The 14,355-nt window shown below is 45.0% G+C and carries 15 protein-coding genes; 13 read left to right on the top strand and 2 right to left on the bottom strand.

The window, feature by feature from the left end; all coding sequences use genetic code 11:
• The first annotated feature begins 473 nt into the window (after positions 1 to 473).
• From D0463_RS01205 to D0463_RS01155, 11 genes are all read left to right on the top strand, one after another.
• Positions 474 to 1,682, top strand: coding sequence for an acyl-CoA dehydrogenase (locus D0463_RS01205; RefSeq protein ID WP_117304192.1), 1,209 nt, complete (start codon positions 474 to 476; stop codon positions 1,680 to 1,682).
• A gap of 34 nt (positions 1,683 to 1,716) precedes the next feature.
• Positions 1,717 to 2,490, top strand: coding sequence for an SDR family oxidoreductase (locus tag D0463_RS01200; RefSeq protein ID WP_117304189.1), 774 nt, complete (start codon positions 1,717 to 1,719; stop codon positions 2,488 to 2,490).
• Positions 2,491 to 2,583: 93 nt separating this feature from the next.
• Positions 2,584 to 4,197 (top strand): long-chain-fatty-acid--CoA ligase, encoded by a 1,614-nt coding sequence (locus D0463_RS01195; protein WP_117304186.1) that lies wholly within the window; start codon positions 2,584 to 2,586, stop codon positions 4,195 to 4,197.
• 88 nt (positions 4,198 to 4,285) lie between these two features.
• Positions 4,286 to 4,852: a TetR/AcrR family transcriptional regulator gene (locus tag D0463_RS01190; protein ID WP_117304183.1), complete on the top strand. Its 567-nt coding sequence runs from the start codon at positions 4,286 to 4,288 to the stop codon at positions 4,850 to 4,852.
• A 120-nt stretch (positions 4,853 to 4,972) separates the two neighbouring features.
• A complete protein-coding gene (locus D0463_RS01185) occupies positions 4,973 to 5,857 on the top strand; it encodes a 3-hydroxyacyl-CoA dehydrogenase family protein (RefSeq protein WP_117304180.1) in 885 nt (294 codons plus the stop codon).
• 38 nt (positions 5,858 to 5,895) lie between these two features.
• Positions 5,896 to 6,297, top strand: coding sequence for an acyl-CoA thioesterase (locus D0463_RS01180; RefSeq protein WP_117304208.1), 402 nt, complete (start codon positions 5,896 to 5,898; stop codon positions 6,295 to 6,297).
• 38 nt (positions 6,298 to 6,335) lie between these two features.
• A complete protein-coding gene (locus D0463_RS01175; RefSeq protein ID WP_117304178.1) occupies positions 6,336 to 7,403 on the top strand; it encodes a phosphotransferase family protein in 1,068 nt (355 codons plus the stop codon).
• 7 nt (positions 7,404 to 7,410) lie between these two features.
• Positions 7,411 to 8,157 carry a 2-phosphosulfolactate phosphatase gene (locus D0463_RS01170; protein WP_117304176.1) on the top strand — a complete coding sequence of 249 codons (747 nt, stop codon included), beginning with the start codon at positions 7,411 to 7,413 and terminating at the stop codon, positions 8,155 to 8,157.
• 30 nt (positions 8,158 to 8,187) lie between these two features.
• Positions 8,188 to 8,967, top strand: a complete 780-nt coding sequence (locus D0463_RS01165; protein WP_117304174.1) for an SDR family NAD(P)-dependent oxidoreductase — start codon at positions 8,188 to 8,190, stop codon at positions 8,965 to 8,967.
• An 18-nt stretch (positions 8,968 to 8,985) separates the two neighbouring features.
• Complete coding sequence (locus tag D0463_RS01160; protein ID WP_117304171.1) at positions 8,986 to 9,765, top strand: enoyl-CoA hydratase/isomerase family protein; 780 nt, start codon at positions 8,986 to 8,988, stop codon at positions 9,763 to 9,765.
• A gap of 9 nt (positions 9,766 to 9,774) precedes the next feature.
• Positions 9,775 to 10,755 (top strand): quinone oxidoreductase family protein, encoded by a 981-nt coding sequence (locus D0463_RS01155; RefSeq protein ID WP_117304169.1) that lies wholly within the window; start codon positions 9,775 to 9,777, stop codon positions 10,753 to 10,755.
• An 857-nt stretch (positions 10,756 to 11,612) separates the two neighbouring features.
• Here the strand turns inward: D0463_RS01155 and D0463_RS01150 are convergent.
• Complete coding sequence (locus D0463_RS01150) at positions 11,613 to 11,963, bottom strand: DUF3905 domain-containing protein (protein ID WP_117304167.1); 351 nt, start codon at positions 11,961 to 11,963, stop codon at positions 11,613 to 11,615.
• 150 nt (positions 11,964 to 12,113) lie between these two features.
• On the opposite strand from D0463_RS01150, the gene D0463_RS19545 reads away from it, so the two are divergent.
• Together D0463_RS19545 and D0463_RS19540 are read left to right on the top strand one after the other, a co-directional pair.
• Complete coding sequence (locus tag D0463_RS19545) at positions 12,114 to 12,272, top strand: hypothetical protein (RefSeq protein ID WP_174234273.1); 159 nt, start codon at positions 12,114 to 12,116, stop codon at positions 12,270 to 12,272.
• Positions 12,272 to 12,418 carry a hypothetical protein gene (locus tag D0463_RS19540; protein WP_174234272.1) on the top strand — a complete coding sequence of 49 codons (147 nt, stop codon included), beginning with the start codon at positions 12,272 to 12,274 and terminating at the stop codon, positions 12,416 to 12,418. Before D0463_RS19545 ends, D0463_RS19540 begins: the two co-directional genes overlap by 1 nt.
• Positions 12,419 to 12,465: 47 nt before the next feature.
• Here D0463_RS19540 and D0463_RS01145 read toward each other — a convergent pair whose 3' ends face one another.
• Entirely contained in the window at positions 12,466 to 14,208 is a 1,743-nt protein-coding gene (locus D0463_RS01145) for a B12-binding domain-containing radical SAM protein (protein WP_117304164.1), read from the bottom strand.
• Positions 14,209 to 14,355: the final 147 nt, after the last annotated feature.

The following is a 14,355-nucleotide window of genomic DNA, read 5'->3' as shown; positions in this document are numbered from 1 at the left end:
CGACGCCAACACATCCTGTGTAAGTCCCGGAGGCGTGCCCTTTGCCGAGGAGGCTCCCGGACTGCCCGCGGAAAGCGAGCGCCTGGAGCGGAAATCAACGGATAATCAAAAGCTTAAACCACTTCTTTTGGTGAAGAACCTATTTTCTTTTTATACTATTTTTGTACATTAGCTATTACTATTTTCTTTCTATTTCAACAAAGTTGTTTGATAGGCAACTTAGTGAATAGTATACAAAATATATTTTTTCTATTGTATAAAAAAGGTGTTCCTCTGTAAACTATAGGTCATTCTATTCAATTCTATTAGGGTGATCAACTACAAGGAGGGCGTCGAAGAATCAATTTATAACTCATTTTAGTTATATTTTTTAAATTTTCAGTTTAATAGTTGAATATTTTTTAAAAAACCGTATACTAATGAGTAAGTAACATACCAACCGGTTAGTTTGTGTGCGATGAAGGAGGGATAACTTGGATTTTTCTTATTCAGATAAGGTAAAGGGTCTACAACAGAAATTAACTCAATTTATGGAAGAGTACGTTTATCCAAACGAAAGCGTGTATGAAAGGCAGTTAAATGAACAGGGAGACAGATGGAGTGCGATCCCTCCTGTCATGGGGGAGCTGACCGCAAAAGCAAAGGAAGCAGGACTATGGAATTTATTTCTCCCTGAGAGTGAGTATGGAGCAGGCCTTACCAATTTGGAATATGCCCCGCTGTGTGAAATTATGGGACGTTCATTAATCGGCCCGGAGGTATTCAATTGCAACGCTCCTGATACCGGAAACATGGAAGTGTTAGTGCGTTATGGAACTGAAAAACAAAAGGAACAATGGTTAATGCCACTGTTAGATGGGGAAATTCGCTCATGTTTTTCGATGACCGAACCGGACGTCGCTTCTTCAGACGCAACGAACATCGAGACGCGAATCGAGAAAGATGGGGACCATTATGTCATTAATGGGCGTAAATGGTGGTCATCCGGGGCTGGAGATCCACGCTGCAAAATTGCCATCGTGATGGGAAAAAATGATCCAAAAGCAAATCGCCATGAACAGCAATCGATGATCTTAGTTCCTCTGGACACTCCCGGGGTGAAAATTGAACGCATGCTCCCGGTCTTTGGCTACGATCATGCACCGCATGGACACGCTGAGATTACATACGAAAACGTAAGGGTACCCACTGAAAATATGCTATGGGGAGAAGGAAAAGGATTTGCCATCGCACAGGGAAGGCTTGGACCTGGCAGAATTCATCACTGTATGAGGTTAATCGGGGCAGCCGAGCGAGCGCTTGACGAATTATGTAAGCGTATACAAAAACGTGAAGCGTTTGGCAAACTGCTGTCGAAACAGGGAGTCGTCCAGGAATGGGTAGCGGAATCCAGAATCGAAATTGAACAGGCCCGTCTTTTAACATTAAAAGCAGCTTACATGATGGATACCGTCGGCAACAAGGAGGCCAAAGCGGAAATCGCGATGATCAAGGTTGTCGCTCCCTCGATGGCACTCCGTGTTCTGGACCGTGCGATACAAGCATTTGGCGGGGCGGGCGTCTCAGGCGATACGCCGCTTGCCGCACAATGGGCAAATGCGCGTACATTGAGGCTCGCGGACGGACCGGATGAAGTCCACAAAGCGCAGGTTGCCAAGCTTGAGCTTCGTAAATATCTATAAGTTTCGAAACAGAATCGAAAGGCTGTGAAACAGAATGAAAGTTATGGACCTATTTGATCTAACGGGAAAAACAGCAATCATTACCGGAGGAGGCAGGGGGCTAGGCGAGCAAATCGCTAGGGGCTTGGCTGAAGCAGGCGCAAATGTCGTGTTGTGTTCACGAAAAAAGGAAGCGTGCGAGGAAGTCGCGGAGGAGATCCGCCAGTTAGGAGTTAAAGCGATCGCGTTAAAATGTGACATTTCTAATCCTGATGATGTGCAGGCAGTGGTGGATACAACAAAAAGCGAATTCGGATCGATTGATATCCTTGTTAATAATAGCGGCGCAACATGGGGGGCACCTGCAGAAGAAATGCCCCTTGAAGCATGGAATAAAGTGATAAATGTGAATGTCACCGGGACGTTCATCATGAGTCAGGCAGCAGGGAAGGTCATGATTGAGCAGGGTGGCGGAAAAATTATTAACATTGCATCGGTAGCCGGACTTGGGGGCACTGACCCAAGGGTGATGGACACAATCGGCTATAACACCAGTAAGGGTGCCGTTATTACTTTTACGAAGGATCTCGCAGTTAAATGGGGGCGGCACAACATAAACGTTAATGCGATTGCACCCGGGTTTTTCCCGACAAAAATGTCTAAGGTCCTGATTGAAAAGGGCAAGGATCCAATCCTTGGTTCCACCCCGTTAAGACGTTTCGGTACAGAAGATGATTTAAAGGGAGTTGCCCTGTTCTTGGCATCAAATGCCTCGAATTATGTGACAGGCGATGTATTGGTAGTCGACGGGGGAAGCCACGCCATGTAAAGAGAGTTTTTATGGAATGAAAGGAAATTTTCCGACAGCGATGCTTATGCTTTAGGTTCTAAATAACTATCATTTTGATATGGAGGTTTTTTAATGAGAAAAAAATCCTGGCTGTCAGCGTACCCAGATTCGGTCGTAAAGGAAGTTGAGATCCCTGATATTACCATTCCGCAAGTTCTCCAGGAAACCACAAAAAATTATCCTACAAACAATGCTATCACTTTTTATACGAAGAAGATCACCTATCAAGAATTGTTATTCGCCGTGAATTTATTTACCTCTTCCCTGCAAAAAAACGGCATTCAAAAAGGAGACCGGGTTGCGATCATGCTGCCGAACTGTCCACAGTATGTTATCGCTTATTATGGCATATTATCTGCGGGCAGCATCGTTACACAGGTCAATCCAATGCTCGTTGAGAGGGAAATCGAATATATTTTGAATGATTCAGGCGCTGAGACCATTGTTGTATTTGATGCTTTATATGCAAAGGTGAAGCAGGTCCAGCCATCTACGAATCTGAAAAATATTATTGTCGTAAGCCTGCAGCCATCTGAACATGATTTCGCGCCGGATCATACATTTGACGGATTTTTAAAGGAAGGAAGCGGGCAGGTTACGCCTGTTGATATCGAACCGGAGCATGATGTTGCGGTATTGCAATACACCGGGGGAACAACAGGCCGGTCCAAAGGTGCGATGCTGACTCACCGGAACATTCTTGCCAATGTGATCCAATCCTATGAATTCTTCAAACATGAAATGGAATTTGGAAAAGAGCGCGTGTTGACGATCATTCCTTTATTCCACGTTTTCGGGATGACCTCGGCTATGAATCTAGCCATCTATACAGGCGGGGATTCGATTATGCTCCCGCGCTTTGAGCTGGAAGAGGTATTAAACACAATCAAAAATGAGCAGCCGACGATTTTCCCGGGTGTCCCGACGATGTATGTGGCAATCACGAATCATCCGAAGGCTGAAGAGTATGGGATTGATTCGATCCGATCATGCAACAGCGGAAGCGCTCCGATGCCGGTCGAACTGTTAAAGGAATTCGAAAGCAAAACAGGATCGCAGATTCTCGAAGGCTATGGTCTGTCCGAAGCATCTCCAGCTACACACTGCAACCCGCCTTTTGCTGAAAGGAAGCCTGGTAGCGTTGGAATCGGATTCCCTTCGACCGATTATAAGGTGGTCGATTTGGCTACTGGGACGGATGAGGTTCCGGTCGGGGAGCTTGGCGAATTGGTCATTAAAGGTCCTCAGGTCATGAAAGGCTATTGGAATATGCCGGAAGAAACGGCTGTTACTTTAAAGGATGGCTGGCTTTATACGGGCGATATCACGAGGATGGATGAAGATGGCTATCTTTACATCGTGGACCGTAAAAAGGATTTAATCATTGCAAGCGGTTATAATATCTATCCGCGCGACATAGAGGAAGTCATTTATGAACATCCTTCCGTCCAGGAGGCTGTCGTGATCGGCATTCCAGATGCTTATCGTGGAGAGACAGTAAAAGCGGTCATTGTTCTAAAAGCGGGAAAAACCGCAACTTCTGAAGAAATCATCGGGTTTTGCAGAAAGAATATGGCTACTTATAAAGTTCCGAGCGTTGTTGAATTCCGAGAACAGCTTCCTAAGACGAACGTTGGTAAAATTTTGCGCCGTGCATTGAGGGAAGAAGCTGCTGCTGCAAAGTAATTTGAAAAAAGGATCCTTATAATAAGAAAGGCATCGGGTATGGTATAATTTTCAGTGACATTTGCAGGCAGATTGTGAGGATACTTGAGTGAAAGAGAAAATTACGGAGCATAGCATTCGGCTATTTGAAAAAAAGGGATTCAGTGAGACATCGATTCAGGATATCGTGGATTCCATCGGCGTAACAAAAGGAACCTTTTATTATTATTTTTCCAGTAAGGAAGAATTGCTGATGGATATCCATCTTCGTTATATTGATGAGCTGCTCAGCCATCAAGAGGAAATACTGCGGGATGACACCAAAGGCAGTAAAGAAAAAGTATATGAAATTGTTTATTTGCTGATTAACAACATTAAGAGCCAGGGCTCAAGTGCCAAAGTGTTCTTTCGCGAAATGCAAAATCTAAGTGAGGCACGATTGTCACAAATCGTTCCTAAGCGTGACCAATTCCGTTTTAATATCGAAGCAGTTCTGGATGAAGGTATCAAAAAAGGGGAATTCCGGGCTGGACTGAATCCTCGGATTGTAACCTTTGGAATCCTTGGAGCAGCAAACTGGAGCTACCAATGGTTTAATCCAGCCGGCAGCATGTCTGAAAAAGAAGTGACGGACATTTTTGTGGAAATGATTTTAAAAGGAATCGAAACAGATTAATAAAGAACGGAAGATGCGGAGAAGGCAAACCATACCCTCATCTTCCTGGTTTTGTTATCAGTAGTACATAACACATACTAACCGGTTAGTCTTTATGGGATAAACAAAGGGGGAATAGCTTTGACCGATGAAAAAATTAAATCTATCTCTGTGATCGGGGCAGGGCAAATGGGGCATCAGATTGCTATGCTTTCCGCGCTGGGCGGATATGAAACGATTCTGCAGGATGTCCAGGAGAACGCATTGAAAAAGGCGGAAGAAAAGCTCCATGCGATATTGGATAAGTGGGTGCTGAAAGGGAAGCTGAAGGAAGATGAAAAGCTTGCTTCATTCGGGCGTTTGCGATTTTCGACTAACTTGGAAGAGGCAGTCTCCAAAGCCGATTTGATTATCGAAGCAGTCGTGGAGAAGCTCGAAGTAAAGACAGAAGTATTTTCACAGCTCGAGAAATTTGCTCCTGCCCATGCTATTTTTGCGACCAATAGTTCGACGATCGTTAGCAGCCTGCTTGCTGATGTCACAAACCGCCCTGATAAGGTGCTGAACATGCACTTTTTCTTTCCGCCGCTCGTCATGGACTGCGTGGAGGTTGTCAAGAGTGAGGCGACCTCTGAGAATACGGCCCGGGCTGCGTTGGAAGTTTGCGAAAGAATGAACAGGACGGCTGTGTTATTGAGAAAAGAAATTTCCGGCTTTATCGCCAACCGTATATTGGGAGCGCTTCAAAGAGAGGCGGTTTATTTATATGAAAACGGCTATGCCGATTTTAAGGACATTGACATAATCTGCCGCAAGGCCTTGAGCCACCCGATCGGCCCGTTTGAAATCATGGACCTTTCAGGTATTGACGTAGGTTATTTCGTTATGCAGCAGCGCTTCAAGGAAACGGGTAATCCGGAAGACAAGCCGGCTGCTTGCATTGAAGAAAAAGTAAAACAGGGCCATCTCGGCAGAAAAACCGGGCAAGGCTGGTACGAATATCAAAAAGAAGGTGTAAAGAATTAATTCCTACTTCACCGTCGTAAAAGGGAGAGGAAAAGATGATACAGGAAATAGAAGTCACCGTCCGTTTTTGTGAAACAGACGCATTGGGGCATATCAATAATACGAGTTATTTTATCTACCTTGAGGAAGCGCGTATCAAATTTTTTGAATCGCTCGGGTACAGCATGGATAAGGATGAATGGAATTTCATCATGGCTTCCACAAAATGTGACTTTGTCAATCAAGGATATTTTAACCAAATTCTGACTGTTTCGACGTATGTCACGAAAATTGGTACAAAAAGCTTTGAAATCAATCACGAAATGATTTGTTCCCAAACCGGACAGCTAATCGCAAAGGGAAATGCAATCATTGTCTTCTTTGATTTTACTGATCAAAAGAGCAAGCCGATTCCAGACCTTTTGCGGGAAGGGCTTAAGAGCTATCTCGTGCATAACTAGATTTCGGAATATTGGGACTTCAGGAAGGAGAAGGGAAAATGTCTTATAAAATCGGTGAAGATACGGTTCCTGTCAGAAAAGGCGAAGAACTGGACAATGATTTGTTAGAGAGGTATTTACGCGCAAAGATTGATGGACTTCCTGAGGCTCCGTTTGAAATGCTGCAATTCCCCGCCGGTCATTCCAATTTAACCTATCAATTAAAAATCGGCGAATGGGAGGCCGTTCTGAGAAGGCCACCGCTCGGTCCTGTTGCCCCAAAAGCGCATGATATGAAAAGGGAGCATTTCATCATTTCCGAGCTTCATCCGCACTTTCCGCCTGCACCGAAGCCGATCTTATTTTCGGATGATGTGACAATTGTTGGAAGCCCATTTTTCATTATGGAAAGAAAACATGGCCTTGTCTTTGACACATCTTTCCCGGAAGGTTTTGAAGCCACGGAGAAAAATTGCCGGAAGCTATCGGAAATAATGGTCGACAAGCTTGTCGAGCTACACTCGATCCCTTATCAGGAAACAAGGCTTGCTTCAATCAGCAAGCCGACTGGATTTATCGAGAGGCAGGTCGAAGGCTGGATTTCCCGATATCTCCGGGCAAAAACAGATGAAATCCCTGAAGTTGAGCCGCTGCTTAAATGGCTGACCGGGCATATTCCATCTCAAGGTGAAGCAACGATTATCCATTACGATTATAAGTTAAACAACGCGATGTTTAATGAAGATGTAACCGAAATGGTCGGCCTGTTTGACTGGGAGATGACGACAGTAGGAGACCCGTTGGCAGACTTAGGTGTAGCCATGGGCTATTGGACAGAAAAAAACGATCCGACCATGCTGAAAACAGGACTCGGAAAGCCATCTGTCACAGTCAATGAGGGCTTTATGACGAGAAAGCAATTCATTGAAGCCTATGCGAAAAAAAGCGGCAGGGATGTTTCAGATATAGGATTCTATCTAACCTTTGCCTACTTTAAGCTTGCTGTCATCTGTCAACAAATCTATTACCGCTATCAAAAAGGGCAGACAAACGATCCGCGTTTTTCCCATTTCAATTCATTCGTAAGAAGTTTGGTTATTCATGGCGCGAGCATTGCGGAAAGGTAAGCATGATATGAAAAAAATTCATTTACTTATAAAGAAGGAAGAAATCAATGAACAGAAAATGGCCGAGGGAGAGAAAATCGCCGTTGTTCTTGATGTGCTGCTTGCGACAACAACGATTGTATCCGCTCTTGAAGATGGCGCCTCCGAAGTCATCCCGGTGCTGGATCTGCAGGAAGCCGTAGGTTACCAAAAGCAGGACGGTTCTGATTTATTCATCTTAGCAGGAGAGCTCCAAGCGAAGCCGGTAGACGGCTTTATTTATCCGAGTCCGACTTTTATCCGTAAGGTTATCAAGGGAAAGAGCCTGGTTCTTTCTACGACAAACGGCACGGTTGCGTTAAGAAAATCTGCAGGAGCAAACGCTGTTTATATTGCTTCGCTGTTGAACAATCCGTTTGTTGCCGGGGAAATCGCAAAGGCATGGCATCATGGGACAGTCATTGTGGTGTGTTCAGGCAATTCAGGAGAAGTGAGCTTAGAAGATTTGTATGGCGCGGGCCATTTTATCGACTGCCTTTTAAAAGAACAGGATGAAGAAATGGAAATAACGGATGCAGCTCTTTCTGCTCTTTCTATGTACAGGGGAAACAAAGAGAATGCTTATGAGGTCCTGAAATCCTCATACGTAGGAAGGATGTTTGATAAACACCAGTTTGAATCGGAATTAAAATTTGCCTCTCAAAAAGGCACCATCAATTTGGCGCCAAAATTAGAAAACGGAAAAATCGCTATAGCTGCTCCTGTTCAACAATAAATAACACCCAAAAAGCTTAGGGGGAAGAATATGAGATTTTCTCAATCTGTTGCACTTATTACGGGTGCGGGCTCAGGAATCGGCAAGGCTGCGACCCTTCGGCTGGCTAATGAAGGAGCCAGGGTAATCCTGGTGGGCAGAACCAGATCGAAGCTTGAGGCTGTGGCTCACGAGATTAATTCCGCGAAAAGAATCCCTATGGCGGAAATCTTTCCGGCTGATGTAACCGTTGAAGAAGATGTGAAAGAATTGGCGGAATATGTGGATCAGCAATTCGGTAATTTGCACATTTTGATCAACAATGCCGGCGGTTCGAAGCATTCCAAAGTCCTCGAAACGTCTGAACAGGATTGGGATAACGTTCAAAGCGTTAACTTGAAAAGCGTGTTCTTGGTTTCAAAGCATCTTGGAAAAGTAATGGCGGCTGCCTCTTCCAAAGAAGACAACCATCCTGTTAACCGGGCGATCGTAAATGTGGCTTCGCTTTCAGGTCACCAGGCCGGAGCGCATATTCCGCATTATAGCTCGGCGAAAGCAGGGGTGATCAACTTGACCAAATCCCTTGCGCTTGAGCTGGCCGCTTACCATATCCGTGTAAACTCGGTTTCGCCAGGGTTTGTCGAAACTCCGTTAACGGAGGAAGGATTGCAAAATGAAAAATTCCAAAAAGCCATCCAGCGCAATACAGCCTTAAGGAGAGTGGGCCGAGCGGATGAGGTTGCCAATGTAATCGCGTTCGCCGCGTCGCCGGAAGCTTCCTATATGACCGGGAGCGACCTGCTTGTCGATGGCGGCTGGCTGATCATGTAATATGAAGGAGGAAAAGTAATGGGAAAAGAAGACTTATTGGTTACGGTTGAAGGCGCAATCATGAGTGTCACGTTAAATCGCCCTGATAGCCTGAATGCATTCAGTTCCGACATGATTGCCGGCCTACAAGAAGCTATTAAAGATGCCGAAACAAATCCTGAAGTAAGGGTGATTGTCTTATCGGGTGCGGGAAAATCATTTACGGCCGGGGGCGATGTCAAAACGATGGGACAATCATCTGCCACGGAAGTTTACGACCACATCGGCCGGTTAAACCAGCTTATCCTGGCGATGAAGGAAACAGAAGTCCCGATCATCGCTGCGGTTCATGGCTTCGCGGCCGGGGCAGGCTTTAATCTGGCGCTTGCTTGTGATTTGATCATCGCGGCGGAGGACAGTAAATTTGCCTTGAGTTTTTCAAAGGTGGGTCTAATTTCAGATGGCGGCGGATCATACTTTGTCCCGAGGCTGTTTGGCCCACACTTGGCCAAACAACTTTTCTTCAGTGGAGAAGCAGTTTCCGCCGAAAGGCTTTATCAGCTGGGGGTCATCAATCAATTGGTGCCACTGGAAAAATTGCAGGAGGAAACGATTAAATACGCCACAAGTCTTGCAGAGGGACCAACAAGGTCATATGGAATGATAAAGAAACTAGTCAATCATTCCTTTACGGCAAGCCTGGAGGAAATCCTTGAACAAGAACGAATCACGCAAACGATGATGGTCACAACCGAGGATCATCAGGAAGGTATTGCGGCATTCAAAGAGAAACGAAAAGCGGTTTTTAAAGGAAAGTGAGGAGAAGGAATGAAAGCGATCCAGTTAAAAGAATACGGCGGCCCGGAAGTATTAAATAAAATTGAAGTCGATAAACCCGTACCGAAAGGGCATGAAGTGCTGATTGAGGTGCATGCAGTCGGCGTCAATTACGCGGATACCGCCCGTCGAGAAGGCCAATACGTAGTTCCAACACCGCTTCCTTTTATCCCGGGTGCGGAAATTGCCGGAGTCGTGATTGAGGTCGGTGAAAAGGTAACTAAAATCAAGCCGGGGACCAGGATTGTCAGCTTGATAGAATCCGGCGGATATTCCGAGTTCGCCTTGTCGGATGAATTTTCCGTCATTCTGCTTCCAGATAATGTTGATTTTCATCAAGCCGTGGCACTTCCGCTTCAGGGACTGAGTGCCTATCATGTGTTAAAGACGATGGGCAGGCTTGAGGCAGGAGAAACGGTACTTGTCCATGCCGCAGCTGGAGGAGTCGGCACGATAGCCGTTCAGCTTGCCAAGCTTTTTGGTGCAGGCAAGGTAATCGCGACAGCCAGTTCAGCAGAAAAGCTTGATTTGGCAAAAAACATGGGTGCCGACATTCTGATCGATTATACGAAGGATGGCTGGGAAAAAGACGTTCTAGAAGCAACGAATGGCAAGGGCGTCGATGTTGCCCTGGAAATGGCCGGTGGAGATGTATTCCACAAAACGCTGAAATGCCTTGCCGCGTTTGGGAGGATAGTCGTGTTCGGAAATGCCAGCGGTGAACAGGTGGAATTTAATCCGGCTCTGCTTATGCGGAGAAACCAGTCCGTTATCGGCTTTTTCCTGCCGCAAATCATGAGAAAGCCTGACCTGCTGCTTCCAAGTATCCAGGAATTGTTTACCTATGTTGCGGAAGGAAAGCTCAAACTGATCATTGGCGGTGTGTATCCTCTGGAAGAAGCCGCGAATGTGCATACGATATTGCAATCGCGCCAAACAAAGGGAAAATTGATTTTGGAAGTGAAGAAATAACCTAAGATAAGCGAGCTGGGCCCCCCTGTCCAGCTCTTTCTTTGTGATAGAAGGATGTCGCAAATACATTTACCGAGCACAAATTCGATGATCGAGCAGAAATTCGAATGATCGAGCAGAAATTCAGATAATCGAGCAGAAATTCGGATGAACGAGCACAAATTCAGATAATCGAGCAGAAATTCGAATGAACGAGCACAAATTCAGATAATCGAGCAGAAATTCGAATGATCGAGCACAAATTCAGATAATCGAGCAGAAATTCGAATGATCGAGCAGAAATTCGAATGATCGAGCAGAAATTCGGTTGAACGAGCACAAATTCAGATAATCGAGCAGAAATTCGGATGAACGAGCACAAATTCAGATGATCGAGCAGAAATTCGAATGAACGAGCAGAAATTCGGATGAACGAGCACAAATTCAGATGATCGAGCAGAAATTCGAATGAACGAGCACAAATTCAGATAATCGAGCAGAAATTCGGATGAACGAGCACAAATTCAGATAATCGAGCAGAAATTCGGTTGAACGAGCAAAAATTCAGATAATCGAGCAGAAATTCGGATGAACGAGCACAAATTCAGATAATCGAGCAGAAATTCGCATGAACGAGCACAAATTCAGATAATCGAGCAGAAATTCGGTTGAACGAGCACAAATTCAGATAATCGAGCAGAAATTCGAATGAACGAGCACAAATTCAGATAATCGAGCAGAAATTCGGATGAACGAGCACAAATCTAAATAATCGAGCAGAATCCGGATCATCGAGCACAATTAAAATAATCGAGTGGAGATTTTAATTAAAGCTCATAAATGTCCAGATAAGTATCAAAAATCCAGTCCAAATCTTATTAATCCGTCCCCCTGCTCACATCCTGCATCGGATGCATGAACGGATAGTCTTGTGGAGTGCTTTTTTTCTCGAGAAGCTCACGATTTTCTCTGGTATTCCAGCCGATATCATTTGTCGGGTGAATCCATTCATCGCCTGCCATGATCTCCGGGTCGGTTTCTTCGCTCCAATTCTCAAGCGGCGAATTTTCAGAGGCGTATTTGCTGTCGCCAATTACTACTCCATAAGCGTTTACAAAAGGGGCAGTCATCTTGATTCCTGTTCCTTTATAGCTCGGTGCGTTGATCTGATGCGGCTGGGTCTCGTCCAAAACAGGCGATGACAGCCCGTCCTCTTTTTTATTTTTCATATACTTCCTCCATTGTTTTAAGAAGTATTTTTCCCCGGCAATATAGAAATATCCTGAATAAACCGGTTGCTTTTAACCCCATTCTAAGGAGGAGGCATCTGTATTCAGAGGTCTTTCCTATCTTCTAGAAAAAAGAGGAGGGTGAATAAAATGAAAAGAAAAGCTAATTTCGATGGTGCTGTTAAAACCAGTAAAACACCTTACCGGAATCAGTCGGAACATGAATTTTCCAATGAATTTGCGGCGGGTGAAGAGGCAATCAAGGGTGCCAATCGAAACTCGAAGCAGGGGAGAAAGGGAAGAGGATGATGAAAAATAGAAAGAAAAAAGAGAAGGAAAATAGTTCCGCTTCCAATGTCCGAGAAGAATTTGGCATCGAATTTACCGGGGACATGAATGCTGACAGAATATACGATGTTCTTCTTTCCAGGAAGAAAGATAAAGAGCGTAAATAAGTAAAAGATGGCCGTGTGCACAGCTCACGGCCATCTTTCAGAATAAGTTATTTAGCGAATGAAAAAATTTGTGATCCCTTACCGGCGGGGTCAAAGTATGCAAGCATGACCGTTGGGTTAGGTTCTATTACCCCTGTTTCCAAGTAGCTCTTAAGGTCAAAGGGGACTTCTTCCAACATCGTGTGCTTGAATAATTCTTTTTCGGTCAGCGCAAGCGCTGCAAATTCCTGTCCAAGCTTGGAAGGGTTTGCTAATATGCTTTCATAAATGCCGGAACGGTCTGCTTTATCGAATGTATGGTCCCACCACGGTTTGCGGGGCTTATATTTTTGACCGTTAAAATAATCGTATTTCATCAGCCCGGCCGCAGTACCCAGCATTGCTGGATTAACGGATTCTAAAAATTGAAGCAGGCGTCTGAACAAGTCTTCAAGCTGATGGCCGATTCTTGCCCAGCCTTGTTTATCCCAATATGTGCCGAATTCCTGGAAAAAATCAAACGGTGACGAGAAAGTCTGTTTGACTAGAAATTCGACGGTCATATCCATGCGATGGTCGTTCCAGTACTTCTCGAGGACATCCTCCACCTGTTTGATGCGGACGATATCATCGAAGGATAATACGTTATTCCCAAGAATTTCATACGGAGAATGGTCGCTGAAAACATAGTTATGATCCTTCGCGCGGATTCTCAATCCAGTTCCGCGAAGCATTTTCAAAAAGCCGAGCTGAAGCTCTTCGGGGCGGAGCGCGAACACATCGTTGAACGTTTTACGAAACGATTGGTAATCCTCTTCAGGAAGCCCGGCAATCAAATCGAGATGCTGGTCGATTTTTTCGCCTTCTTTGACCATGGTCACGGTCCGCTTCAGCTTTTCGAAGTTTTGCTTTCGCATTACGAGTTCGTTTGTATCGTCATTCGTCGATTGCACGCCGATTTCAAAACGGAATAGGCCGACTGGCGCATGATCGTTTAAGAACTGGATCACTTCCGGGCGCATGATGTCCGCTGTGATTTCAAACTGAAAGACTGTCCCGGGGCGATGTTCGTCAATTAGAAATTGAAACATTTCCATTGCGTAGCTCCGGCTGATATTGAATGTCCGGTCGACAAACTTGATCGTCTTCGCTCCGTTGTTCATGAGGTAACGGATATCTTCCTTCACTTTTTCGCGGTCAAAGTACCTGACGCCAACTTCAATTGAAGAAAGACAAAATTGGCAGTTAAACGGGCAGCCTCTGCTTGTTTCCACATAAGTGACCCGTTTTGAGAGGTGGGGAATGTCTTCTTCGAACCGGAAAGGGGATGGAAGCTCTTTTAAATCGAGTTTTTCCGCCTGGGGATGGATCACCTTTTTACCGTCTTTCCTGTAGGCAATCCCGCTTACCCTAGCATAGTCTTTGTTTCCGTGAAGCTCTGTTAATAGCTTTCTGAAGGTGGTCTCGCCCTCACCGATCACGATGAAGTCCGCTTCAGGTATTTTCTCTAGCCATTCCGAAACATCATACGTCACTTCGGGACCTCCGAGGATAATGACAAGCTCTGGATTAATTTTCTTAAGCAGTTGGATGACTTTTATCGTTTCTTCAATGTTCCAAATATAACAGCTGAAGCCGATAATATCCGGTTTTTTAGAATAAAGGTCGCCAACGATGTTCATAATTGGGTCTTTGATCGTGTATTCTGCAAGCTGCACGTCAAAATCAGGGGCAGCGTATGCCTTTAAATACCGAATGGATAGGCTTGTATGAATGTATTTAGCATTTAAAGTGGCAATGATTGTGTTCATATGTAGGCAGCGTAATCACGCATATCTCCTTTCGCATGGTGGTCTGGGCTTGAACTGAACTAACAATCTATTTTATCACAGTATCGCCAATTGGAAAGCTGAAAATAACTGGGTTACTTGGACATATGGGATCATCCAATCGAACGA

Origin of the sequence: Bacillus sp. V59.32b (assembly GCF_003429085.1) — a bacterium.
Classification (GTDB): domain Bacteria; phylum Bacillota; class Bacilli; order Bacillales; family DSM-1321; genus Peribacillus.
Note: the sequence above shows the minus strand (reverse complement) of the source record. Positions and strands in the feature narration are given on the sequence as shown.